The organism is Hymenobacter metallicola, from assembly GCF_004745645.1.
Classification (GTDB): domain Bacteria; phylum Bacteroidota; class Bacteroidia; order Cytophagales; family Hymenobacteraceae; genus Hymenobacter; species Hymenobacter metallicola.
In genome coordinates this window covers 1,648,151-1,671,848 of record NZ_SRMB01000001.1, presented here as the reverse complement: position 1 = coordinate 1,671,848, position 23,698 = coordinate 1,648,151, and the positions used below count along the sequence as shown (strand labels likewise).

Annotated in this window: 22 protein-coding genes and 1 tRNA gene; 16 read left to right on the top strand and 7 right to left on the bottom strand. The window is 61.1% G+C overall.

Annotated features, from left to right (window positions below; translation table 11 throughout):
• Positions 1-159: 159 nt before the first annotated feature.
• A complete protein-coding gene (locus E5K02_RS07015) occupies positions 160-957 on the top strand; it encodes a PhzF family phenazine biosynthesis protein (RefSeq protein ID WP_135393401.1) in 798 nt (265 codons plus the stop codon).
• 136 nt (positions 958-1,093) lie between these two features.
• Positions 1,094-1,258: a hypothetical protein gene (locus E5K02_RS25470; protein WP_167856211.1), complete on the top strand. Its 165-nt coding sequence runs from the start codon at positions 1,094-1,096 to the stop codon at positions 1,256-1,258.
• Positions 1,259-1,511: 253 nt separating this feature from the next.
• On the opposite strand, the gene E5K02_RS07010 is transcribed toward E5K02_RS25470, so the two are convergent.
• Both E5K02_RS07010 and ruvC read right to left on the bottom strand, forming a co-directional pair.
• Positions 1,512-2,225, bottom strand: a complete 714-nt coding sequence (locus tag E5K02_RS07010) for a hypothetical protein (RefSeq protein ID WP_135393399.1) — start codon at positions 2,223-2,225, stop codon at positions 1,512-1,514.
• Between the two features lie 68 nt (positions 2,226-2,293).
• Positions 2,294-2,926: a crossover junction endodeoxyribonuclease RuvC gene (ruvC, locus tag E5K02_RS07005; protein WP_135393397.1), complete on the bottom strand. Its 633-nt coding sequence runs from the start codon at positions 2,924-2,926 to the stop codon at positions 2,294-2,296.
• 92 nt (positions 2,927-3,018) lie between these two features.
• On the opposite strand from ruvC, the gene E5K02_RS07000 reads away from it, so the two are divergent.
• The 7 genes from E5K02_RS07000 to E5K02_RS06970 all read left to right on the top strand — a co-directional run bounded on the left by E5K02_RS07000 (position 3,019) and on the right by E5K02_RS06970 (position 9,664).
• Complete coding sequence (locus tag E5K02_RS07000) at positions 3,019-4,065, top strand: lysylphosphatidylglycerol synthase transmembrane domain-containing protein (RefSeq protein ID WP_135393395.1); 1,047 nt, start codon at positions 3,019-3,021, stop codon at positions 4,063-4,065.
• A complete protein-coding gene (locus tag E5K02_RS06995; protein ID WP_135393393.1) occupies positions 4,062-5,228 on the top strand; it encodes a glycosyltransferase in 1,167 nt (388 codons plus the stop codon). Before E5K02_RS07000 ends, E5K02_RS06995 begins: the two co-directional genes overlap by 4 nt.
• A gap of 95 nt (positions 5,229-5,323) precedes the next feature.
• Positions 5,324-5,875, top strand: a complete 552-nt coding sequence (locus E5K02_RS06990) for a hypothetical protein (RefSeq protein ID WP_135393391.1) — start codon at positions 5,324-5,326, stop codon at positions 5,873-5,875.
• Positions 5,876-6,197: 322 nt separating this feature from the next.
• Positions 6,198-6,719, top strand: a complete 522-nt coding sequence (locus E5K02_RS25860; protein ID WP_240737178.1) for a c-type cytochrome — start codon at positions 6,198-6,200, stop codon at positions 6,717-6,719.
• A gap of 154 nt (positions 6,720-6,873) precedes the next feature.
• The gene (locus E5K02_RS06980; RefSeq protein WP_135393389.1) at positions 6,874-7,131 is read left to right on the top strand and encodes a hypothetical protein; all 258 of its coding nucleotides are present in this window, start codon (positions 6,874-6,876) and stop codon (positions 7,129-7,131) included.
• A gap of 1 nt (position 7,132) precedes the next feature.
• On the top strand, positions 7,133-8,314 hold the full coding sequence (locus tag E5K02_RS06975; protein ID WP_167856310.1) for an ABC transporter permease: 1,182 nt from the start codon (positions 7,133-7,135) through the stop codon (positions 8,312-8,314).
• Positions 8,315-8,410: 96 nt separating this feature from the next.
• A complete protein-coding gene (locus E5K02_RS06970) occupies positions 8,411-9,664 on the top strand; it encodes a PP2C family protein-serine/threonine phosphatase (protein WP_135393387.1) in 1,254 nt (417 codons plus the stop codon).
• A gap of 236 nt (positions 9,665-9,900) precedes the next feature.
• On the opposite strand, the gene E5K02_RS06965 is transcribed toward E5K02_RS06970, so the two are convergent.
• On the bottom strand, positions 9,901-11,364 hold the full coding sequence (locus E5K02_RS06965; protein WP_135393385.1) for an O-antigen ligase family protein: 1,464 nt from the start codon (positions 11,362-11,364) through the stop codon (positions 9,901-9,903).
• A 7-nt stretch (positions 11,365-11,371) separates the two neighbouring features.
• Complete coding sequence (locus tag E5K02_RS06960) at positions 11,372-12,457, bottom strand: GumC domain-containing protein (protein ID WP_135393383.1); 1,086 nt, start codon at positions 12,455-12,457, stop codon at positions 11,372-11,374.
• A gap of 230 nt (positions 12,458-12,687) precedes the next feature.
• Here E5K02_RS06960 and E5K02_RS06955 point away from each other — a divergent pair, with 230 nt between their 5' ends.
• The 7 genes from E5K02_RS06955 (at position 12,688) to E5K02_RS06925 (ending at position 19,301) form a co-directional block, all read left to right on the top strand.
• Positions 12,688-14,139, top strand: coding sequence for an oligosaccharide flippase family protein (locus tag E5K02_RS06955; protein WP_135393381.1), 1,452 nt, complete (start codon positions 12,688-12,690; stop codon positions 14,137-14,139).
• A gap of 66 nt (positions 14,140-14,205) precedes the next feature.
• Entirely contained in the window at positions 14,206-15,348 is a 1,143-nt protein-coding gene (locus tag E5K02_RS06950; RefSeq protein ID WP_135393379.1) for a glycosyltransferase family 4 protein, read from the top strand.
• A gap of 35 nt (positions 15,349-15,383) precedes the next feature.
• Entirely contained in the window at positions 15,384-16,025 is a 642-nt protein-coding gene (locus E5K02_RS06945; protein ID WP_135393377.1) for a polysaccharide deacetylase family protein, read from the top strand.
• Positions 16,026-16,034: 9 nt separating this feature from the next.
• Entirely contained in the window at positions 16,035-17,135 is a 1,101-nt protein-coding gene (locus E5K02_RS06940) for a glycosyltransferase (protein WP_135393375.1), read from the top strand.
• A 47-nt stretch (positions 17,136-17,182) separates the two neighbouring features.
• Positions 17,183-17,950 (top strand): TatD family hydrolase, encoded by a 768-nt coding sequence (locus E5K02_RS06935; RefSeq protein ID WP_135393373.1) that lies wholly within the window; start codon positions 17,183-17,185, stop codon positions 17,948-17,950.
• A 106-nt stretch (positions 17,951-18,056) separates the two neighbouring features.
• Positions 18,057-19,148 carry an asparaginase gene (locus tag E5K02_RS06930; RefSeq protein ID WP_240737176.1) on the top strand — a complete coding sequence of 364 codons (1,092 nt, stop codon included), beginning with the start codon at positions 18,057-18,059 and terminating at the stop codon, positions 19,146-19,148.
• A gap of 65 nt (positions 19,149-19,213) precedes the next feature.
• A tRNA-Ser gene (locus E5K02_RS06925) sits at positions 19,214-19,301 on the top strand.
• Positions 19,302-19,420: 119 nt separating this feature from the next.
• Here the strand turns inward: E5K02_RS06925 and E5K02_RS06920 are convergent.
• Genes E5K02_RS06920 through E5K02_RS06910 form a run of 3 tightly spaced genes read right to left on the bottom strand, consistent with a single transcriptional unit; the run spans position 19,421 to position 23,644 of the window.
• On the bottom strand, positions 19,421-21,268 hold the full coding sequence (locus E5K02_RS06920) for a HAMP domain-containing sensor histidine kinase (RefSeq protein WP_135393371.1): 1,848 nt from the start codon (positions 21,266-21,268) through the stop codon (positions 19,421-19,423).
• A 52-nt stretch (positions 21,269-21,320) separates the two neighbouring features.
• On the bottom strand, positions 21,321-22,490 hold the full coding sequence (locus E5K02_RS06915) for a sensor protein KdpD (RefSeq protein ID WP_135393369.1): 1,170 nt from the start codon (positions 22,488-22,490) through the stop codon (positions 21,321-21,323).
• A gap of 38 nt (positions 22,491-22,528) precedes the next feature.
• Complete coding sequence (locus tag E5K02_RS06910) at positions 22,529-23,644, bottom strand: porin (protein WP_135393367.1); 1,116 nt, start codon at positions 23,642-23,644, stop codon at positions 22,529-22,531.
• Positions 23,645-23,698: the final 54 nt, after the last annotated feature.

Here is a 23,698-nt window from a genome sequence, read left to right as displayed (position 1 = left end):
CCCCCATGACCAAGGTGCCCCGCACGGGGTTGCGTGAGCCGGGAAATAATTTCTGCGGCCACCCAACAAATGCCAAAAAAGGGCCACTCAGCAAGTTGCAAGCTACGTTCTCTTGCGCTTCTTCCGCTACCTTTAGCCCTCTATCTACTCCCGATTCCCATGCTGCTTCCGCTCTACCAAATTGACGCCTTCACCGACCGGGTCTTTGCCGGCAACCCCGCCGCCGTATGCCCGCTCACCGAGTGGCTGCCCGCCGAAACCATGCAGGCCATTGCGGCCGAAAACAACCTGGCCGAAACTGCCTATTTCGTGCCCCGCGGCGGCTCCGACTACGAAATCCGCTGGTTTACGCCCACGGCCGAAATTGACCTCTGCGGCCACGCTACCCTGGCTTCGGCCCACGTGCTGTTTCGCCACCTCAACTTCCAGGGCGAGGAAATTACCTTTCATTCCAAGAGCGGCCCCTTGCGGGTGCGTCACGCCGCCGACGGCCGCTTCACCCTCGACTTTCCGTCCCGGCCCCCGCAGCTTCTGGCCACGCACCCCACCGGCCTGCTCGACGCGCTGCGGGCCACGCCGCTGGAAGTGCTGGCCTCCCGCGACCTAGTCGCCTTGTTTAACTCCGAGGCCGAGGTGCTGGCCCTGCACCCGGATATGGCCAAAGTGGCCGAGCTGGAGTACGTGGGCATCATTGCCACCGCGCCTGGCACCAACGGCATCGACTTCGTCTCCCGCTTTTTCGCGCCCCGGGTAGGGGTGCCCGAAGACCCGGTAACCGGCTCGGCCCACGCCTCCCTGATTCCCTTCTGGGCCGGGCGCCTGGGCAAAACTGAGTTGCGCGCCCGCCAGGTGTCGGCCCGGGGCGGCGACCTGTGGTGCGAGCTACGCCACGACCGGGCCCTGATGAGCGGCTACGCCGTGACGTATCTGAAGGGGGAAATTGAACTGGGGCACTAGCCATGCGGGCTGCGCTACGGTATTGCGGCGGTGTGGCTTATTAACGGGCTGCTGAGCAAGAGGCCATTGTGCCCGCATTCTGGGGCCGGTCTGCGCGGGCCCGCTCACCCGGCTGATTGGCCTGGCCGAAATCGGTATGGCTATCTGGGTCTTGACGGGGCGCTGGCTCCGGCTGAGCGTGGTAGTGGGCTATTCGACCAAGCTCTGGCGGGGCAAACGGTTTGAAACGGCCGTTCACATTGGCTTCATTGGGTTATGGACCTACCTGACGGGCGTTTTCTTTGCTGTGTTTTTGTGCTAAAATCCGCAGCTCCTTGGTTTGATTGGCACTGAATACGGAACCCCGTTTGTGTGGCGGCAGGTCGAGGATCCGGCGAAAACAGGTTCCACGACTTGGTGGACCTTCCCGCCCGATGCCGCGCATTTCCAGCCATCGGCCAAGCCGTTCCTGATTAACTACCGGGTGGCCGAATGAAAATTTGCGGGCTCACTTATCGTCAGCACCGTGGAGAGCTGCTTGCAAAGGTCCCGGCATCTGCCCGAAGCGCCCGGCCCTAATCGAGCTGCTCAAACCGACTACCGGTCCAGAGGTAAAACGCGGGGGGCGGGTATATCGAATTCAGCAGAAAAGAGCGTGGCCCCGCTTCCTCGTCGGAATAATCGGTGATGAGCAGCCGGCTGTTGAGGTGATACTCTAACCCCGCGGCGGTTTCCGGAACGTCGTAGATGCGCCCGGTATGCTGGTCGACCAGCGCCGACATCTGGCAGGAGCTGCCGCAGCCCCAGGTAATCAGGCGGTAGTGGCCCGCAAAGTTGGCCGGCTGCTTGGCGCCCTCCCTTATGCGGGTCCTATGCCACCTGGCGTGCGGATTGGTCGTAAAATCGGGCCGAACGTGAGGCCCGCGCCCAGCAGCGGCGGGAAAATCGGTGAAGGCGTGGCGGTAGGAAAACTTCTGGTACAACTCGAACGAGCCCCGCAAAGCAGTATCCCCCAGCACGTAGATTGCCTCGTTGCGGAAAAGGATGTCGACTCCTGGGCGCGCCGCAGGGGCTGGGCTGTCAATCCTGATAATGGTCGCATACTGATGCGCCGGCCCTATCAGCTCATACACGCTGTCTTGGTAAAGCGTGGCGTTGCGCGTAGGCGGTGGGGCTTCGCTACTCTGGGGCAGCGTAGTGGCCGCCACCGTATGCTGCTGCTCACACCCGGCCAGCAAGCCGACGCTAAGGGCCGCGAGTACTGAAAAGACCGGCTTGATTGGCAGCATTTGTGGGAGGAGCTTTTACGCCAGGTTGTCGATACGCCTGGCTAGCGTCGGAGCAATTGTAATTCGCGCTACTTCGCCCTGGCTTTGGCGGGGACCTTCTTCGTGGACGAAGTGCTGGCCATTCGCTCGGGGTTGTCGGTCAGGAACTTGTCCCAGCTCTTGGTCCCGGCTTTCACGTTGTTGCCTTTCTGGTAGTGGTGGCACAGGGCCACGGCCAGGGCGTCGGTGGCGTCCAGAAACTTGGGGGCTTCCTCGATGGGGGGCAGCTTCAGGGTCTGGCGCAGCATCTTGGCCACTTGCTCCTTGCTGGCCGAGCCCGAGCCCGTCACGGCCTGCTTCACCTTGGTAGGGGCGTACTCCACGTAGGGAATCTGGCGGGACAGGCAGGCGGCAATGGCCACGCCCTGGGCCCGGCCTAGCTTGAGCATGCTCTGCACGTTGACGCCGAAAAACGGGGCTTCGATGGCCAGCTCGTCGGGCAAAAACTCGTCAATCAGCTCCAGCATCCGCTCGAAGATCTTCTTGAGCTTGAGGGCGTGGTTGTTGCCGATCTTCTTCATGTCAATCACGTCGTAGCGCAGCACCGTGACGCGGGAGCCCTGCACCTCAATCACGGCGTAGCCCATGATCTGGGTGCCGGGGTCGACGCCCATGATAATTTTGGGAAGCAGGTCCTGGGAAGCGGCGTGGGGCAGAAGCATAGGCAAAGAGTGGGCGAAGACGGAAAAGACCGGAGGAGTGCCGTTGCTATTTTCATCGGTAACTTGCCGAAGCTAATCACCACGCCGCCGTTTTGCCCCCGCCCAACTTACAAAACTACGTCCAAAACCCGGAACCACCGGCACCTTCCCGGCGCCGGCTGCTGGTTATTGGGGGCAAGCTGCTCATTACGGCCCTCACACTGGGTTTGCTGTATAATTCCGTGTATGCCGATGGGGCCACGGCCGCGGCCTGGCGCCAGCTGCTTAGCTCTACGCTCAGCGGCTCGGGCCGGGGGCCGGTGCTGGCGGCCCTGGCCCTGGTGCCGGTGAATTGGGGCTTGGAGGCCTGGAAGTGGTGGCGACTGGCCCGGCACCTGGAGCCCGTCACGTTTCGGCGCTGCTTTCGGGCGGTGCTCGTGGGTCTCACCCTGGGCTTCGTGACGCCTAACCGGGTAGGCGACTACGCCGGCCGCATTATCGAATTAAAGAGCCGCCGGCTGGATGCTTTGGGAGCGGTGTTTTTGGGCCGTTACTGCCAGTTAGTGGCTACCGTGGTGGCCGGCACGGTGGGCCTGCTCTACTTTCTGCTTGCCTTTTACCTGCCGGGCTACCCCTCGGCCGGCCTGGGGTTGGTGGTGGCCACTATCCTGCTCAACGCCGGGGTAATTCTGCCGCTCTACCGGTCCCGCCTCCTGCTCACGGCCCTGACGGTTGTTAGACCCCTGCGGCGGTTCCGGCGGTTTTTGGCCGTCATGCCCACGTATCCGGCCCGCGCCCTGCACGCCATTTTGGCCTTGTCGATGCTGCGCTACGCGGTGTTCTGCGCCCAATTTGGGCTGCTGCTCTGGGCCTATGGCGCCTCGCCGCCCGTAGGGCCCGGGCTGGCCGCCATTGCGGGTACATTTCTGCTCAAATCGTTGGTGCCCTCGCTCAATGCCCTGGCCGACGTGGGCGTGCGGGAGTTGTCGGCCACCCACTTGTTTGGTCTGCTCCACGAGCCGGCCCTGCCGGTACTCAGCGCCAGCCTGAGCCTGTGGGTTATCAATATTGCCCTACCCAGCGCCGCGGGCCTGCTGTTTGTGCTCCGCCTGAAGGTATTTCGCCGGAAGAATTTAACTCTTAAAGACCCGCAAGCATGAGCGCGCTGTGGGTAGCAGGACTACTCCTGCTGGTGCTGCCCGCCATGTACGCCGCCCTGATGCTGCGCCTGCGCCAAGCCTGGCAGGCGCTGCCCTCGATAATGCCTTGTCCGCCAGTAGCAGAACCGGTACCCGCTGCCGGCCCGCTGTTTTCGGTCCTCATTGCGGCCCGCAACGAAGTGGCCAACCTGCCCAACCTCTTGCACGACCTGGCTCGCCAAAGCCTGCCCCCCAGCCAGTTTGAGGTGCTCCTGGCCGACGACCACTCCACCGACGCCACGGCCCATCTGGTGGCCGAGGCCGCGCGGCACTGCCCGTTTCCGCTGCGCCTCGTGTCGCTCCAGGAGCTTGGGCCAGCGGCCGGCACCGGCAAAAAAGCCGCCCTGCAAGCGGCCCTGCAGCTGGCTCGGGCTCCTTGGGTAGTCTGCACCGATGCCGACTGCCGCTTCGGCTCCGACTGGCTGCGTTGCTACGCCGCCTTGGTCGCAAGCGACCCCACGGTGCGCTTCATCAGCGGCCCGGTGCTGCTCACGGGGCCCGCTACGGTGTGGCAGCAGCTCATGGGCCTCGAATTCGCCGGGCTGGTAGGGGTGGGGGCCGCCGGTATCGGGCGCCAACACCCCACGATGTGCAACGGCGCCAACCTGGCTTACCAGCGGGCCGCCTTTGCCGCCGTCCAGGGCTTTGCCGGCAACGAGCACCTGGCCAGCGGCGACGACGAGTTTCTGCTCCACAAGCTCCACGCGGCTTTTCCCGGCAGCATTCGTTTCCTCAAAAGCCCGGCCGCTCTGGTTTCTACCGCTGCCCCGGCCACGCTGGGCGCCCTGCTCCGGCAGCGGGTGCGCTGGGCCAGCAAGTGGCGGCACTACCAGCACGCGGCTTCTCAGCAACTGGCCCTGCTGGTGCTCGGGGCCAATCTGGCGCTGTTTCTGGGCTTGCTGCTAACGTTCTTCCAGCCCGCCCTCTGGCCCTGGATTCTCGCGGCCTGGGTTTTAAAGCTGGGCGCCGATGCCTGGTTTATGACCCCGGTGCTGCGCTTTCTGAACCGGCTCCACTGGCGGCGTTGGCTCGGGCTGCTACAGCTGCTCTACGCGCCCTACGCCCTGGCTACCGGCCTGCTGGGGCTGCGCGGGAGCTACGTGTGGAAGGAGCGGCAACTGTAGCGCGAAGTAAATGTAGAGTGCTATCAGCTCAACACTGAATCTTTACTTTTGCTAGGGAGCAAGTTGATTTCTAACGAATAAAACTAATACAAGTCATGCAAATGAATTTTACACTATCCAGCAGCTACTTAGTAGCTGCATTACTCATTTGCAGTGCTTGCAATGTAGATGTAAAAGTGAAGGTGCAGCGTAAAGATCCAGGCAATCAGAGCTTTGATCAAGTACAATTTACCTTGCCTCAGAAATGGGAAGCAGTAACAGTAAAAGATAGTACATCCCGTGCTTTTAGAGCAAAATGCGGCGAGGAAATATCATTCTGCGATAATATTGTGATGACTCTTGTGCCGTTGGATAAAAGCGAGTTCAATAATAGTCTTTGTTCTACTTATGAAGAAGGATTGGGTGAAGTGCTTGAAAAATTCAAGCTGATTTCCTGTAAGGATACAGTCATAAATGCAGCCACTATGAAACTGGTTGATTATTCATTCTCAGCTAGGGGTGTCAATCTAAGATCTACTACCGCTTTCATGGTGAAGAAAGAGAAGGTTATTAAAATGAACTTTGCCTCTATTGATGATAGCGAGCAGTACAATCATAAGCGCAATGACTTATTCATACGAATGCTAAGCTCAGTATCAGACAAGTAAACTGTGAGCTTTCCTATTCAACTAGCTTGACTAGGCTACCGTTTGTATTGCTGAAGTAGACCTGGTAGTTCCCTACGCCTTAGCTGCTGGGGCTGCGCGGGAGCTACGTGTGGAAGGAGCGGGCGGTGAGGACAAAGTAAGGTTGCCGTGCAACCATAACCCGGCCCGGGCCAGCGAAAAGCGCTGAAGCTTAGGCTTGGGTTAAAACCGGTCAAGCTACGACAGAAATACCCAGTAAAACAGGGCAGGAGCGGTTGTTTTCGCACTAATCTTGAGCGTACTTATCTAGTGAATCAACGGGCTGTAACAGGCCTCTACGCTCATGCGGAAGTACGATTTTGCCTGGATGTTGCCAGTTTGTATGCTGGCTGTTGTGTTGGCTATGGGCAGTTTGCTGCTTAGCGCGGCCGGTCTGGTTTCCATCGTGCCGCCCGATACAGAACCGCTGGCCTTCGTTGCAGGTGACAGTGCTCAGCCTTTGGATTCAACGCAACTGGCTGCCCCCGTTATGGGTTTTGATTCTGTAACGCTGGCTGCTAGTGTGCAGGGAGAGGTTTTATTTACCCGTAACTGTGCTCAATGCCATGCTGTTAAGGAAGTAGTGGTAGGGCCCGCCCTAAAAGATGTTCATAAGCGTCGTTCCATTGCCTGGCTGGTGCCATGGGTGAGAAATTCCAGCAAAATGGTAGCCAGCGGCGACGAGTACGCAGTGAAGATCTTCGATCAGTACCAGCAGCAGCAGATGCCTAGCTTCCAGCTATCGACGAAGGAAATTAAGAGTATCATGGCCTATATAGAAATAGAATCGATTAGAAGCAGCATGATGGTGGTTGGTTGCCCCTAACGTTCCGCTCTCCATTGCCGAAACCGTGCTGCTGCGCTTGCTGATAGCATAAGCCAAACGCAAACAAGACAGAAGACTCCCCCAAAACCACCCTCGCATTTCCCTTTCCCGTCGCGCGGAGCTACATTTGCTTACTTCACCTGCCCCGCTCCCCGTGACCGATACCGAATACGACATCATCGACGAGCTGTACTTCGTCACTCCCTTTAATACCCTGCGCGAAAAAACCGGCCTGCCCGCCGCCGAGCTGGAGCGCGGCCTGCGCGGCCTGCTGGAGCAGGACTTCATCAAGTGCTTCTACCCCGACCCGGATACCGAGCTGGCCTACGAAACCACTTCGTTTGGGGCCCTGGTGCGCGACTGCTACTTCCTGGCCACCAAGCCCGGCCTGCTGGCCCATAATAGCCGCTAAGGTGGCCACCCGCACCGCTTCTTTTGCGCCTGGCCCGCCGCCGGCCCGCCCGCCGGGCTACTACGTGCGGCAGCGCCTGCTGCAAAACCGCCCCGCCATGCTGGGTCTGGGCTTCATTGTGCTGTGCACGCTGGTGGCGCTGGCGGGCTACTGGGTGCTGCCCGATAATTCGCCCAATGCCAACAACGGGCTGGTGCAGCTCCAAAAAGAGCCCCCCGGCTTCGTGGCCACTATTCTGCGCCTGCCCGCCGCGGCCGAAACGGCCGCTCCCGACAACATCTGGCGCACGTGGTGGCAGGGGCGCGAAACGCATTTTCAGGAAACCCCCATCGGCGGCTACCGAATCGTGGGCGACTCGGTGCTGATACTGCCCTACCGCAACCACAGCGCCCTGGCCGACCAGCCCCGGCGCTACTCCCTGGCGCAAGTGGCGGGCCAGACGGGCCCGGCCCAGGAACTGCAACGCATTGTGGAGCAGGAGCGGATTGTGAAGCGAACCTACTGGCTGGGTACCGACAAAGCTGGCCGCGACGAGCTAAGCCGCCTGCTGCTGGGCACGCGCGTGTCGCTGGGAATCGGCTTGGTGGCGGTGCTCATCTCGCTGGTGTTGGGCATGCTCATCGGGGCCGTGGCGGGCTACGTGGGGGGCTGGGTCGATAGTGTGCTGCTGGGCCTGATGACGGTGGTGTGGAGCATCCCGGGCATTATGCTGGTCATTGCTATTTCTTTGGCCCTCGACAGCAAGGGTGTCTGGACTTCCTTCGTGGCCGTGGGCCTTACCATGTGGGTCGATGTGGCCCGGGTAGTGCGCGGCCAGATGCTGAGCCTGCGCGAAAAAACCTTCGTGGAAGCCGGCCGGGTGCTGGGCCTGCCCCAGAGCCGTTTGATTGCCCGTCACCTGCTGCCCAACATGACGGGGCCCCTGATTGTAATTGCAACCAGTAACTTTGCGGCCGCTATCTTGCTGGAAGCTGGCCTGAGCTTTCTGGGCCTGGGCGTGCAGCCGCCAGCCCCGTCGTGGGGCCTGATGGTGAACGAAGGGTTTCAGCTGCTGGGCACCCAGGCCGGCTTGTGGCTTACGCTGCTGCCGGGGCTGGCCATCAGTCTGCTGGTGCTGAGCTTCAACCTGCTGGGCAACGGCCTGCGCGATGCCTACGACCCCAAAACCCCCCTTGGTGCTTAGGTTTTAAGTAGCGGTTTTTCGTTTTTAAACAGGCTTTTCCCCAAGCTAAAAGCGACTAACCAACGACCCAAAAGCTAACAACGAAAAACCAACCCGATGCCTGATACGAGTCACGTTCACCCCGACGTTCTGAGCCTGCGAAAGGTGCTGCTGCTGAAAAAGCAGGAGCTGAGCGCTTTGCTGGAAATCACCCAGGCCATCAACCAGGACACCACCGAGGAGACGCTCTACAAGATCTTTCAGTTTACCCTGCTGGGGCAGTTGAATATCCGTCGTATCGTGCTCTACGTCAAGGACGAAGGGCGGTGGCAGTGCACCGTGTCGTTTGGTTTTCAGCTGGCCGATTTCAAGAAAATTCCGCTGCCCGACCAGATCATCGACAATTGCTTGGCCGGCCCTTGCCCGGTGGCCAGTCTGGGCCTGGACAAGGAGTGGGAAAAGCTCGAAACCGTGATTCCCGTGACCCAGCAAGACACCGTGCTGGCCTACGTGATAATTGGCAACGTGCAGGAGGACTACGCCAATGAGGAGGCCAATAAGTTTCTGGAAACCCTGAGCAATATCCTGGTTGGGGCCATCGAAAACCGGCGCCTGAACCGGCAGCGGATTTCGGCCGCGGCCATGCGCAAGGAAATCGAAATTGCCCAGGAAGTGCAGAACCTGCTGTTTCCAAGCAAGCTGCCCAACGATGCCCAGGTGGCCGTGCACGCCAGCTACGTGCCCCACACGGCCATTGGCGGCGACTACTACGACGTGGTCAGCATCGACAAGGACCGGTTCCTGTTCTGCGTGGCCGACGTATCGGGCAAGGGTGTGCCGGCTTCGTTGCTGATGTCGAACTTCCAGGCCGGATTGCGCACTCTGCTGCGGCAGAACGTGGATTTGGCCACCATTGTGCACGAGCTGAACCACCTGCTGTTCCGTAACTCGGGCGGGGAGAAGTTTATCACCGTCTTCTTCGGCATTTATAACCGGGCCACGCGGCATTTGCAGTACGTGAATGCCGGCCACAACGACCCGATTCTGCTCACCGACTCCGGCCCGATTCAGTACCTCAAGTCCGGCACCGTGATGCTGGGCATTATGGAGAAGCTGCCCATGCTAACGGTGGGCGAAACCGAAATTCCGCCCCACTCCCTGCTGCTGAGCTACACCGATGGCCTGACCGAAGTCTTCGACGAAGCCGGGGCCGAGTACGGCGAGGAAGGCCTTGTAAAGCTGGTGCAGCGTAACCGCTACCTGCCGCTGACGGCCCTGCACAAGGAGATGCTGCGGGAAATTGAGGAATTCAGCGTCACCAAAAACCAGTTCGCCGACGACATCACGATTCTCAGCTGCCGGTTTAAGTAAAGAGGTGAAAAGCTGAACTGGTGAATTCGTGTCCTTGCGAGGACGCCGGACGACGCACTTCGTCCTCTGCAATGTGCTGAGCCCCCTAACGTGAAAAGCCCTTTATTCCAGCTGGAATAAAGGGCTTTCTGGTAAAAGACCGTGACTACCTGCGCAGAAGACGGATTGCCACGGCTGCGCCTCGCAAGGACACGGGCACTAGCCCCTCAGCACATCCACGCCTTCTCGGCAGGACGTTACTGCACCGCTACACTGTTTTCCTCAGCAATCCAGCCTTCGGCACGCATGAGCAAAGCCAGGGCAATGTAGAAGAAGGAGCCCACCTTGTCGACTTCGACCAGCTCGTTGAGCAGCAAGTGAAAGATGATGACCACCAACGACAGGCCTGCGGCCAGCACCACGCGGCGGTGTTGGGGGGAGCGGCTGCGGTGATACAGCTTCTCGACCAACACCAGCGCCGTACCAAAGAGAACAACAAAGAGCAGGAAGCCCGGGAAGCCTTGTTCGGCTAGCTGCAGCAAAAAGTAGTTGTGCGTGGTCGACTTTTCCGGATTGTCGCTCACGTAGGTGCGGAAGCTCTTGACCGTGTACTTCTTGTACTCAGGGTAGAAGGTGCTCGGCCCGCTGCCCGTCAGGGGCTTCTCACTGATCATGCGGGCGGCAGCGACCCAGCGGTACACCCGCTCCATGCCCGACACGTCCTGCAGCTTGTAGGTAGCCTCCAGGTGCTTTTCGAAATTGTGGCCGTTGAAGACGGTTTTCTCGAAATCCGGGGCGTAGAGCATGTAGTTGTTCTGGTGCATGAAGTACGTGGCGCCCAGCGTAACCACAACCGCGGCAACGGCCAGAATAACGCGGGTCAGGCGCAGGCGCAGGGCCAGGTAGAACAGGCCCGCAAGGGGCAGCGAAGCCATGGAGGCCCGGGTATAGGAAAACACCACGCCGAAGAGCAAAATACCCAGGGCAATGCGCCAGAGCAGCCGGCGGGTGCCCTGCGCGTCGCGGGCGGCGTAGAAAGCGTAGGGAATCAGCAGGGCCTGCACCACGGCGTAAATCACGTGGTTGATGTAGAACGGCTGAATGGCCCAGTTAATAGAGTCGAAGCTCAGGCCCTTGGTAGCGTGCCGAAACGTGGTGTAGATGACCGTAATAGCGGCTCCGGCTACGTAGAAGGCCACGAGCCGCCACACATCCGCCGGGCGGCGCACAATGGAAGCCGTGACAAACACGAACGGCACGATGTACCAGGTTTTGGCCAGCAGATATTTCACCGACTTCACCGTGCTGACCGAAAACATCATCGACACCGATGACCACAGCAGGGCCAGGCCCATAATAATGACCAACGGGTGCCGCCAGATACGGGCCGGTACCTGGGTGCGCCCCAGGAGCACGCTCACGCCGAAGCACATCAGCAAAATCAGCATCAGCGGCTCGGAAGGCACGTCCATGCTCAGGCCCCCGGGCAGCGGTATTTCCCGGGAGAAGGCCAGCGTGAGCAGCAGCACGTAGTACACCCAGCGCCAGTCGACCAATAGAACGACCACCCCCAGCAGGGCAAACGGCAGGGCCAGCCACAGCGAGGCCTGTAGCAGCATGGCCGCCGCCCCGCTGACCAGCAGCAGCACGATAAAGCCGATGTAGAGGCGTTGGGCCGAATCTTGGGGGCGCAGGCGCGCCAGCAGCGAAGTAGCGGCCATCAGCGGGTTAGTACTGGGGTTCGGAGCCGGGGCGGCCTACGCTGAGATTACCGCGGTAGAGCTCCAGCAAGGTGATCAGAATCAGGGACAGCGCCAGGGTAATAACCACGGACGAGGCCACAATCAGCCAGCGGACGGGCTTGGTTTTCTTCGTAGCCGGGAAAGCTTTCTGCACGCTGTAGATCGAGGAAATCTTGCCGCTGATGGCCAGCTTGGCCGTTTCGTAGGCATTGCGGGCCCCGATCAGGCGGCCCTGGATGTCGGCAAAGCGCGCGTATATCGTCGCCATCCGGTCGGTGCCCTTCACGTAGTTCTCCAGGTTCAGGTAGTTGCCGCCGTCGGCCTGGGTGAGGCCGCGCAGGGCTTTGCGCAGGCCGGCGGCTTTGCTGCTGTTGCCTTCGCCTTCGGCCTGGCGCAGCTTGGTTTCGGTTTCGATAATGGCCCGGCCCAGGTAGCGCGACTCGTTTTCCATGCCGTAGATGCCGTAGCGGCGGCGGCCGGCCAGCAGGCTGTCGTGGGCGGCGGTGTATTCGCGCTCCAAAAACTCCTTGCGGCCCTGGTAGAGCTCAATAATCTTGCGGCGGTTTTCGAAAGTCAGCTGCTGGTTGATCGAGTCGATATTCTGCACAATGGCATTGGCCACCCGGGCCGCCAGCACCTTGTCGGTGTCCTGAAAGTTGACCTCAATAGCGTCCCGGTCGTTGTGAACAATGGTAAAGTTGCTGTTGAACTCGTCCAGAGCAGCTTGGTCGGCCGCGTCGCCGGCTTCCCCGGTTTTGTAGTGCTTGTGCAGGTTGAACTGCTTGATAATGAGTTCGGCCAGGGTTTGCGACTCGCCGATGGTAATAACCCGGTCCAGGTCTTCGGCCCGGCCACCCAGCTCCAGCTTGCCCCCATCCGACACGATGCGGTCGGGGTCTGTGGTGTTGGGGTTAGTGGGGTAAAATACGGCTGTCGACTTATAGATATTCGGCATCAACAGGCTCACTACTACGCTGATGACCAGGGCCAGACCGACGGCGGCGGCAACCAGGTACTTCCAACGGTTGACTACGGGCCACAGACCCAATAATGAATAGGAACGGGAAGACATGCAAAAGGTAAAAGGACGACAGACGCAGTTTTCGCCGGTTTTCGGCAAACTGCATTGGGGCAAAGCTACTTCAAATTCCGCGCAATGAATAGGCCGCCGAATGGTTCTGGTAACGAAAGTAACGCTTGGGCTAGTACAGGTCGGCGCTGGGCCAAAAGCCTGGCTCCGGGAGGCGGGCTGTTCGGTTTCTGGCCGCTGCCTACCGTATTACTGGGCTGTGCCCAGGGTTTTTGCTTAATTTCGGCCCCCACTTAGGTTCTGGCCGTATCAAAAAGTTTTTCGGAAATATCAGCTTCGTCGTTCTGCTCAACCTGCTGGTGAAGCCCGGGTGGGTGGTCGTGGAAAACCTGGTGCAGGACCGGTTGGGCCACGCCGCTTTTGGTACTTTTACGGCCCTGTTCAACTGGACGCTTATCGTGGCCTCGGTGTCGGATTTGGGTACTACCCAGCTCACTACCAAGCGGGTAGCGGCCAATCCGCAATTCTTAAGCGAATATTTTCCCACGCTGCTTCCGCTCAAGGGCTGGCTGTCGGTGCTGTTTCTGGGGCTGATGGTGGGCAGCGGCTGGCTGCTGGGCTACCACGGCCACACCCTCACGCTGCTGGCCCTTACCGGCGCTTCGCTGCTGGTGATGCAGTACACGCAGTTTTTGCGCGGCACCCTGCAGGCCCACCAGCGCTTTAACACCGACGCCGTGCTGTCGGTGCTGGAAAAAGCCCTGCTGCTGGTGCTGGTGCTGGCCCTGATTCCGGTTGGCATTACCCTGGACCGCTACGTGGGCGCCCGGGCCGTGGCGGTGCTCTTCACCTTTGTGGTGCTTTACGGCCTGGTGACGCGCCTCTACGGGCGGGTGCGCTTCAGGCTCAAATGGGAGCATGCCCGCAACTTGCTGCAAGCCAGCCTGCCCCTGGCCCTGATAACGCTGGTCTACGGCCTCAACGAGCGGGTGGATATGCTGATGCTGGAGCGCTTGGCCTCGCCGGCCGAGGCGGGCTACTACGCGGCGGCCTACCGCTGGGTCGATGCCGTGATGATGTATCTGTGGACGGTGCTACCCTTGTTTTTTGCCAAGTTTGCCTTCGTTACGGGCAAGCGCGAAGAGCAGCAGGAACTGCTCTGGTTTGGGCAGCGCGTCGTTACGGTGCCGTTGCTCTTTGTCTGCGCCTTCGTGCTGTTTCGCGGGGAAGTGTTGTTCTGGCAGTTTACCCACAGCACTGGCCCCGAGCTGGAGCGTATGACTCTGAGCCTGAAAATCTTGTTTGTGAACGTGCTGGTGCACGCCTTCTTTGCCATCTACAGCACCCTGCTAACCAGCACCAACCACGAAAAGCCCGTGAGCTGGCTTGTGGCGGGTAGCATCGGGCTGAACGTGGTGCTCAACGTTTTCCTGCTACCCCGCTACGGCGCCCTGGCCGCGGCCCTGAATACGCTGCTCTGCGTCGTGTTTGTGTCGGGGGGCTACCTGTGGCTGGTGCAGCGGCGGGCGGGCGTGGCCGTGCCCTGGGCCACCATTGGCCGCCTGCTGCTGGCGTTTGGACTGCTGTGCGGCGTATTCTGGGGCTTGCAGCAGCTTTTCAACCACTGGCTACTCGAGGCGGTAGGAGGGGGGCTGGCCTTTGTCGCCATCCTGTTCGGGACCGGGATTGTCCGGGTAGCCGAGCTCAAGGCCCTGCGGCGCTAACGTGGGCCGCCGCCGCATCTTTTTCAAAAAACGGACATCTTAGCGCCTCCGAAATCCGCCTCTCCGTTGAATATTGCCGTTAACGTCCGTTTCCTGCTGCCCGGCGACAAGCTCGAGGGCATCGGCCGTTTCACCTTCGAAACGCTGAGCCGCCTGGTCCGGCAGCACCCCGAGCACACCTTTCACTTTCTGTTCGACCGGGCCTACGACGCGCGCTACCTCTTCGCCGACAACGTCGTGCCCCACGTGCTGCTGCCCCCGGCCCGCCACCCGTTTCTGTTTGTGGCCTGGTTTGAGGGGGCCGTGGCCGCCTGGCTGCGGAAACACCGCCCGGCCGTGTTTCTGAGTCCGGATGGGTTTACCACGCTCAGCACCCGCGTGCCGCGCATCACCGTTATCCACGACCTGGCCTTCGAGCATTTTCCCCAGGATGTCGACTGGCTGCAGCGCAAGTACTACCACTACTTCACCCCGAAATTCGTGCGGGCTTCGGCCCGCATTGTGGCCGTGTCGGAAGCTACCAAGCAGGACTTGGTGCGTACCTACGGCACGGCGGCCGACAAAATCCGGGTGGTGTACAACGCGGCCGATGCCCATTTCCGGCCGTTGCCGGCCGAGGAGCAGCAGGAAGTGCGGGACCGGTTTAGCGCGGGCAAGCCCTATTTCCTGTTTGTGGGAGCTCTGCAGCCGCGCAAAAACCTGGTCAACCTGCTGCGGGCCTTCGACCAGTTTAAGACCCGGACCGGCTCGGCGGCTAAGCTGCTTATTGTGGGCCGCACGGCCTGGAAAGCGGGTCCTATGTTCGATGCCTACCAGCAGATGCAGCACCGCGGGGCCGTACACCTCACGGGCCGGGTCACGGACGGGGAGCTGGTGCAGCTCTACGCCGCGGCCCTTACGACGGTGTACGTGCCGTATTTCGAGGGTTTTGGTATTCCCATCATCGAGGCCCAGGCCTGCGCCTCCCCGGTGCTTACCTCCAACCGCAGTTCCATGCCCGAGGTGGCTGGTTCGGCCGCGCTGCTCGTCGACCCGTTCTCCGTCGACTCCATTGCCGACGGCCTGAGCCGCCTGGAAGCTGATGCGGAGCTGCGGCAGGAGCTGCGGCGCCAAGGGCTGGACAATGTGCACCGGTTTTCCTGGACCCGCAGCGCGGAGCTATTGTGGCAAAATATTGTTGACGTAACGGCCTCCCGCTTCGCCCGGTAGCTGCCCCCTGTTCTCACCGTTTTCCTGTTCTCCGAATGCATCTTCATCGTTTGCCCGAAGTAATGCACCGCTGGCTGCCCAACACCATTTGGCGCGGTCCGCAGACCACCGCCGACGGGCAGAAAACTCTTTACCTGACTTTCGACGACGGCCCGATTCCGGAGGAAACGCCCTGGGTACTGGAGCAACTGGCGCTGTATAACGCCAAGGCCTTGTTTTTCTGCGTCGGCGACAATTTGCAGCGCCACCCCGACATTGCCCGTGCCGCTTTAGCCGCCGGTCATCAGCTCGGCAACCACACCCAGCATCACCTCAGCGGCTGGAGTACCGCTCCCGCTGCGTATCACGAGGACATAGCCCAGTGCCAGCGGGCCCTGGCGGCCGTGCTGCCGGCCGGTGCACCCCAGTTCTTTCGCCCGCCCTACGGCCGTATCACGCCCGCCCTGAACCGCCAGCTGGAGCAGCACTACCGCATCGTTATGTGGGACCTGCTGACCTGCGACTACGACAAGGACTACGCCTCCGAGAAGTGCCTGCGCGACGCGCTGCGCCTGACGCGCCCGGGGTCGGTGGTAGTGTTTCACGACAGCCTCAAGGCCAGCCGCAACCTGCGCTACGTGCTGCCGCGCTACCTGGACCATTTTGCCGAGCAGGACTTTCGGTTTGAACTGCTTTAACCAGGCTAGATGCTGTTGCTGACCGCCTATTTCGGAAGTTGGTTTGGGGTGCTGGCCGCTTCCACGCTCTTGTTCTGGGTCCGCCGCCGGCCCGCGCCGCCGCTGCTGGCCCAGCCCTGGCCGCGCGTCAGCATCCTGATTGCGGCCCGCAACGAGGAAGCCGCCATTGGGCGGTGCCTCACGGCCATTCGGCAGCTTCGCTACCCCGCCGAGCTGGTGGAAGTGCTGCTCGGCGACGATGCCTCCACCGATCAGACCCGGGCCGTGGCCGAACAGGCAATGCAGGGCTACGCCGGGCAGTTTCGCTGCCTGACCATTACCGACCAGCTCGGCTCGGCCCGGGGCAAGGCCAACGTGCTGGCTCACCTGGCCCGCGCGGCTACCACGGCGTACTTCTTTATTACCGACGCCGATATTGCCGTGCCCGCGGGCTGGGTGCAGGGCATGCTGCCGTTTGCCCAGCCCGAAGTGGGCACCGTAACGGGGCTGACAGTAGTGAAGGGGCCCCGGCTGTTCGACCAGCTGCAGGGCCTCGACTGGCTGCAATCCTTGGGCTTGGTGCAGGTCGTGTCGGATCTGGGGCGGCCCGTGACGGCCATGGGCAACAACATGCTCGTGACACGGGCGGCCTACGAAGCCACCGGCGGCTACGAGCGGCTGCCGTTTTCCGTAACCGAAGACTTTGAGCTGTTCAAGGCCGTGCTAAGCCGGGGCTTTACCTTTCGGAACGTATTTCGGCCCGAGGTGCTGGCTTGTTCCCTGCCCATCAGCACGCCCCGGCGCCTGTTGCACCAGCGCCGCCGCTGGATGCGGGGCGTCGAGGCCCTGCCGTGGTGGCTACAGGGCGGGTTGCTGTTCTACGCGGCCTTTTATCCGATGCTGCTGGTACTGGCCTGGGTGGCGGGGCCCGGCGCGGCCCTGCTGGTGCTGGGAACGAAAATGCTGTTGCAAGGCCTGCTGGCTTACGCCTGCTACCGCCGCGCCGGCCTGCGCATGCCCTGGCACCTGCTGCCCGCCTTTGAACTCTACACCGTGGCCCTCACCGTCAGTCTGAGCCTGTTCCGCCTGCTCCCGTTGTCTTTCGACTGGAAAGGCCGTTTATACAAATAAGGCCCCGTTAGTTCAGGGCCCTCCACTCCTAAAGAACCACCCCCGTAATGCAGCTCACCGATTCGCACGCGCATATCTACTCCGAACAGTTCAAACCAGACCGGGACGAGGCGCTCTACCGGGCCTACGAAGCAGGCGTCACGACCATCGTGATGCCCAACATCGACCACACCAGCATTGATGCTATGCTCGAAACCGAGGCCCGCTTTCCCCAGCAGTGCTTTTCGATGATGGGCCTGCACCCGTGTTCGGTTGGTAAGGACTTCGAGCGGGAGCTGTACCTGGTGGAGGAGTGGCTGGGCAAGCGGCCGTTTGCAGCGGTAGGGGAGTGCGGTATCGACCTGTATTGGGACAAAACGACCTTGGCGCAACAGCAGGAGGCGCTGCGCGTGCAAGTAGCCCTGGCCAAAACTCACGACCTGCCGCTCGTGCTCCACACCCGCGACGCCTTTGCCGAAACCGCCGAGATTATCGAGGCCGCCCAGGACGGCTCGTTGCGCGGGGTGTTCCACTGCTTTTCGGGTACCAAGGAAGAAGCCGAGCGGGTGCTTCGCCTGGGGTTTAAGCTTGGTATCGGGGGCGTAGCGACATTCAAGAACGGGGGCGCCGACAAGTTCCTGCCCGATATAGCCCTCGAGCACCTGCTCCTCGAAACCGACTGCCCCTACCTGGCCCCGGTGCCCCACCGCGGCAAGCGTAACGAGCCGGCCTACCTGCCCCTGATTGCCCGCCGCGTAGCCGAGCTGCTGGGCAAAAGCCCCGAGGAAATTGCCGAAGCCACCACGCGCAATACCCGGGCGCTGTTTAAGCTATAAGGCCAGGTCGTGCGGCGAGTCCGCGGCCTGTATCCGTGCTTTCCGCCTCGTAAGGATACTTTCCTCACATTTTTCCCACCTTCGCACCTCCGCATACTAACAGCCTGTGAATCATCTGCCCGCTACGCTGCCGCTCATCGATATTACGCCAACCGCAACCGGGGAGCGTCCCACTACTTCGGCCCTGATTATTTATACCGGCGGCACGGTGGGCATGGAGTACAACCGGCGGGGGGAGCTGGTGCCCATGAAATTTGAGCAGATTCGCCGCAAGATGCCCGAGCTGCGCCAGCTCAACATGAATCTTTCGGTGCTGAGCTTGCCCCAACCCATCGACTCGTCGAACGTGACGGCTACCGACTGGCTGGGGCTGGCCGCCCTGGTTGCGGAAAACTATGCCCGGTACGACGGCTTTGTGGTACTGCACGGCACCGATACCATGGCCTATTCGGCGGCGGCCCTGAGCTACTTGCTCGAAAATTTAGGCAAGACGGTCGTCTTTACCGGGGCGCAGGTGCCCGTGGGCCGCATCCGCACGGATGCCCGCCGCAACCTGGTAACGGCCCTGGATATTGCCGTGGCCCGCCACCCCCGGGCCGGCACCGTGCGCGTACCCGAAGTATGCGTGTTCTTCAACGACCTGCTAATTCGGGGCAACCGGGCCAAAAAAGTGGAAAGTGAGCAGTACAATGCCTTTCGCAGCGAGAATTACCCGCCTCTGGCCCGGGCCGGCATCGAAGTGGAGTTCAACGACAAACAGGTGCGCCACCTGCCTTCCGCCCAGTTGCAGGTGCACCAACGTCTGGAAGAGCAGGTAGTGATTCTGAAGCTCTTTCCGGGCATCACCGAGCGGGTAGTCCGGGCCGTGCTGGAGGTAGAGGGCCTGCGCGGGTGCGTGCTTGAGACCTACGGTGCGGGCAATGCACCCACCGCCGACTGGTTTTTGCGCTGCCTGCGCGACGCCCACGACCGGGGCGTACAAGTTCTCAACGTAAGCCAGTGCGAGGAAGGCCGCGTGATTCAGGGGCAGTACGAAACCAGTTCCCAACTCACTGATATGGGCGTAATTGGCGGCGAAGACATTACCACGGAAGCGGCTATTACCAAGCTCATGTTCGTGCTCGGGCTGGGCCTCAACCCCCGCGAAACGGCTCGTTTGCTGGCCCAGGACCTGCGCGGCGAAATATCTTTAGGCTAGCCAGCGGGCCTCAGGGCTTGTGTTTCCGGAAAAAGGGCCGTTACTTTGCACCCGATTACCGACCCAGAGAGGTGTCCGAGTGGTCGAAGGAGCACGCCTGGAAAGTGTGTATGGCTCAAAAGGTCATCGTGGGTTCGAATCCCATCCTCTCTGCAGTGAAGCCCGTTTCTAAGAAAGAAACGGGCTTTTGCTTTTCCGGCGGGGTAGGTTCCTGGTTGATTGGCCCGGATGGCCTCCAGCCCATGCGGTGGCTCCCCGGTCATTTTGCGCCGCTAGCTGGTTGCCAGTGGAAGCGTAAACACAAAGCTGCTGCCGGCGCCCAACTCACTTTCCACCCACAGCTGCCCACCCTGGGAGGTAATGAACTCGCGGGCAATGCTTAAACCCAGGCCCGAACCGCCTGTATACCCTTGCTTATCGGGAATTTGTACGAAGCGCTGAAAGATTTTGTCTTGATAGTGAGGCGCAATGCCGGGGCCGCGGTCCTGCACGCGGACCTGCACTTGCTGCTGGTCGGGAGTGAGGCTGGCGCTGATACGGATGGGCTCTTGCGGGGGAGAGTAGCGAATGGCGTTGGCCAGCAGATTAAGTAAGACCCAGGTGGTTTTTTCGATGTCGGCGCGCACGGCAGGAAGGGTTGCGGGCACTTGCAGGTCCAGCGTGAGCTGCTTGGGAGTGAGTTGTAGCTGAACGGTATCGGCGGCAAACTGCACGATGTCGTGCAGGTGGGCCAGTTGAAAATTGAGTTGAATGTTGCCCGATTCCAGGCGCGATACGTCAATTAACTCTCCTACCATTTTGAGCAGGCGTTGGTTTTCCTGCTTCAGGGTGTCAACAATACGACCTTGCTCGGCGTTGATGCTGCCCACCCGCTCGTCCTGGAGCAGCCTGAGGTGGAAGTTGATGCTGGACAAGGGCGTTTTGAGCTCATGCGACACGGTTGCCAGGAAGTTGGACTTGGCCTGATCCAGCTTTTTGTATTCCGACACGTTGCGCAGCGTGAGCACCGAGCCCACAAACTCCATCTTGTCAACGGCCTCGTTGAAGCTGATAACATCGTTGATCAGAAGCCGATAGTAGGCCTCCTCGCCCGATTGGGCAATGGTGAGCAGGGGCGTCTCTTTGTCGCGCTGCGCGGCGGGTAGGTCCAAAAAGCGCAGCATCTCCCGAAACAGGTCGTTTTCGCGCGCTACCTCCTGGGCGGCCCGGCCCACGAGGTGGTCTACTGGCACGTTGAGCAAGGTGCTGACCACCGGATTAGCCACAATGATGCGGTGCTTTTCGTCGATGAGCAGCAGGCCCTCGTCCAGGTTATTGACCAGACTCGTGACGCGGTTGCGCTCGGCCATAAGCTGGGCCAGGGTAGAGGTGCGGTAGTCCTGAAGCTGCACCAGCAGCCGGTTGAAAGCCCGGGCTACCGTGCCAAACTCATCGTGGCTTTCCACCGGAATCGATGAGGTAAAGTTTTGGTTCGTTGCGTTTTCGATGCTGGCCAGCAGTTTGTGCAGGGGCTGCACCACCGACTCGGGCACGCTGAACACGAAAAACAGGAGCAACAGCCCGCTGAAGGCCAGTATGGTGAGCGTATAGTGCGTTACCTGGCGGGCGGTGCGGTTGGCGTGCTCATTTTTGCGCGTCAGGGCGGCCATGTTCAGGTGCACCATGCGGGCCGTTTGGGCGCGCAGCAGTTGGTGAAGAGGCTCTATTCGGGCCAGATAAAAGGCCGGTGTCCGCGGCTCCGTCGACTGCGGGTCAAGCAGCAATTGGTAGGCGGCAAAGGTGCGGGTCAGCGAGTCGACAACTTCCCGCTCGCCCGGCTCGGTAATATTGCCCGCTTCCCGGGTCAGGGTCTGCTGAAACTGCTGCAGGCCGCGCTGCACGTCGGCTTCGTAATGGGGCGGGGGAGCAGGGGCCAGGTAGCGGCGCTGCTGAAGCGTACTCAGCTGATCCAGGGCCGCGTAGAGCTGCTGCCCAAGCTGCACCGAGTAGAAGTTTTCCTGCAGTACGTGGGTGGCCGTGCGGTCCAGGCGTTTGAGGGCGTACAGCGTGTAGGTACCCACTAGGGCCAGCAGCAGCACGACTACCAAAAAGCCCGCCGTGATTTTGGTTTTCAGATTCATTGGCCGGAGCGGGGAAGGCAGAAAAAGAGCCGGGCGGGCATAGTAAAAGACGTTAATACGTTACCAGAAAGATATCCAGGTAGGAGTCGGAGCGGGCGGCGCGCCGGATCAGGTCGCTCGTAGTGCCGCGGCGGGTAAGGCGACGCCACCAGCTTTTTTCGCTCGTCACGCCGCAAATTAGCAGGGACACATGCTTCTCGGCGGCGATGCGCCAGATTTCGGCTACCACATCGTCGGCCTTCACCCGCAGAATCTGGCCGCCAAGCTCCGCAGCGAGCTGCAAGTTGTTGAGCAAGTGGCGCTGGGCGGCCAGGCCCACCCGGTCGGCGGCTTCCTGCCGGGTCTGGACGTAGAGCACGTACCAGTGGGCCCCGCCGAGGCGGTCGGCCAGGCGGGAGGTTTTGCGAATGATTTCCCGGGCTGCCGGGGCGTTGGAGTTGATGCAGGCCAGGAGGCGGTCGGCATTGCGGCGCTGCGGGGCCACGCCGGGGGCAGTGCCCGCGTCTCCCTCAATCTGGCGGCCCAGCAGGTTGGCCACTTCGCGCAGGGCCAACTCGCGCAGCTGCAGCAGATGTTCGGCCTGGAAAAAGTTCTGCAGGGCCACGGGCACCTTGGCCAGGTCGTAGATTTTGCCTTCCGCCAAGCGGGTGCGCAGTTCTTCCACGGTCAGGTCCACGTTTACTACCTCATCGGCCAGCTTGAGCAGTTGGTCGGGCACCCGCTCGGTTACGGTCGTGCCGGTGATGCGCAACACCTGGTCGTGAAGGCTTTCCAGGTGCTGCACGTTCACGGCCGTAATCACCGAAATACCGGCTTTCACGAGCTGTTCCACATCCTGCCAGCGCTTCTCGTTCACCGAGCCGGGCACGTTGGTATGCGCCAGCTCATCGACGATGACTACGGCCGGGCGGCGCTGCAGAATAGCCTGCAGATCCATTTCCTCCAGCATCCGGCCTTTGTAGAAAATGTGCTTGCGGGGCAATATGGGCAGGCCGCGTAGCTGCGCCTCGGTGCCGGCCCGGCCGTGCGTTACGACCAGGCCCAGCACAACATCCACCCGGTGCAGCAGAAGCTCGTGGGCTTCCTGGAGCATGCGGTAGGTTTTGCCCACGCCGGCAGCCAGTCCGATGTAGACCTTGAGCCGGCCGCGGCGCCGCTCCTGCACTAGGCGCAGAAACCGCTCCGCCGACTGGTCGCGCACGTTGTCTTGCTCAGGGCTCATAAGTAGATAAAGTAGAAGCAGGGCGAAAAGGTGGCCGCCTAAAACGCCAGCGCGATACTGCTGGTAAGGTTGCCGTAGCTAGGGGCTGGCGTGCCGTCTGGCCGCGGGAAAATGGGGTTTGGGGCTTGCAAAACCCGGCCCTCAACCCGAAACAGCACGTTGCGGGCGGGAGCGTAGTCCAGGGTGAGCGAAGCGCCGTGGACCTTGAAAGCGGCGTCGCCCATACGGGGCATGCTGGAGTTGATGATGACGCCCCGGTCGGCACGGTAGTATTCAGCCCGGGCCGTAGCCGACCATTTCTCGGCCAGCTTATAGCGTACCAGGGCCGCGCCGGTGTGCCAAGTGTCGGCCCGGCCTGCGCCCTGCTCGTTTTCCTGCTTGCCTACGTCGAATACCAGTGCCAGGCTTAGCTGGGTGGTGGGGGCGTAGCTTAGGTAGAAGTCGTGAAAGTAGCGGCGGCGGCGCACCGAATCCTGGGGTTGCTCGTTGCCGAAAAACGTGCTGGAGTTGAGCAGTAGCTTGTCGGTGGGTTTCCACTGAAGTTGGGTACCCACGGCCTTGGCCTGGTTGTTTTCGCGGATGTTCTGCCAGCCGTTGAGCACTAGGCCCGTCAGCGTGAGTGTGGGTGCGACTTCGTAGGTAAACCGGGCGCCGGCTTCGTAGTAGGGCGAGTTTTCGGCCATCACCGAGCGGGTCAGGGTCCAGTTGTCCTTGCTGATGGCCGACTCAAAGCCGATGTGGGAGCTGAAAATACCGACATCAAGCCAGGCTTTCTGGAAGGGCCGAAAACCGGCGTAGGCTTCGTAGAGATGCTTAAAGACGGGGTCTTCGGCGGCGTAGTTGGCCGCCACGTAAGAGCCGGCCTGCAGCCCAATGGCCCCGCGCACCTGCCCATTGTCGTAGCGCAGGCCCACCAGGCCCTGGTTGACGGTAAACTCGTTTTGACGGTTGTGAGAATATAAAAAAGCGGGCCGGGTAGTCGTGTTGGGATGCCGAAAATCGTAGCCATAATAGCCGTCCACGAACCCGTAGAAGGTCAGCGGGTTGGCCGGCGCCGGTGAGGTTGCCGCAACAGTATCGGTTGCTACGGGAGCCTGGGCCAGCGCGGCGCTGGCGGCAGTGAACAGCAGGCCCAGGGTTAAGAAGTGCTTCATAAAAAGCCGCCAGTTGGGCGGGGGGAAATGATGGGGCCGCTGGAAACGCAGGCT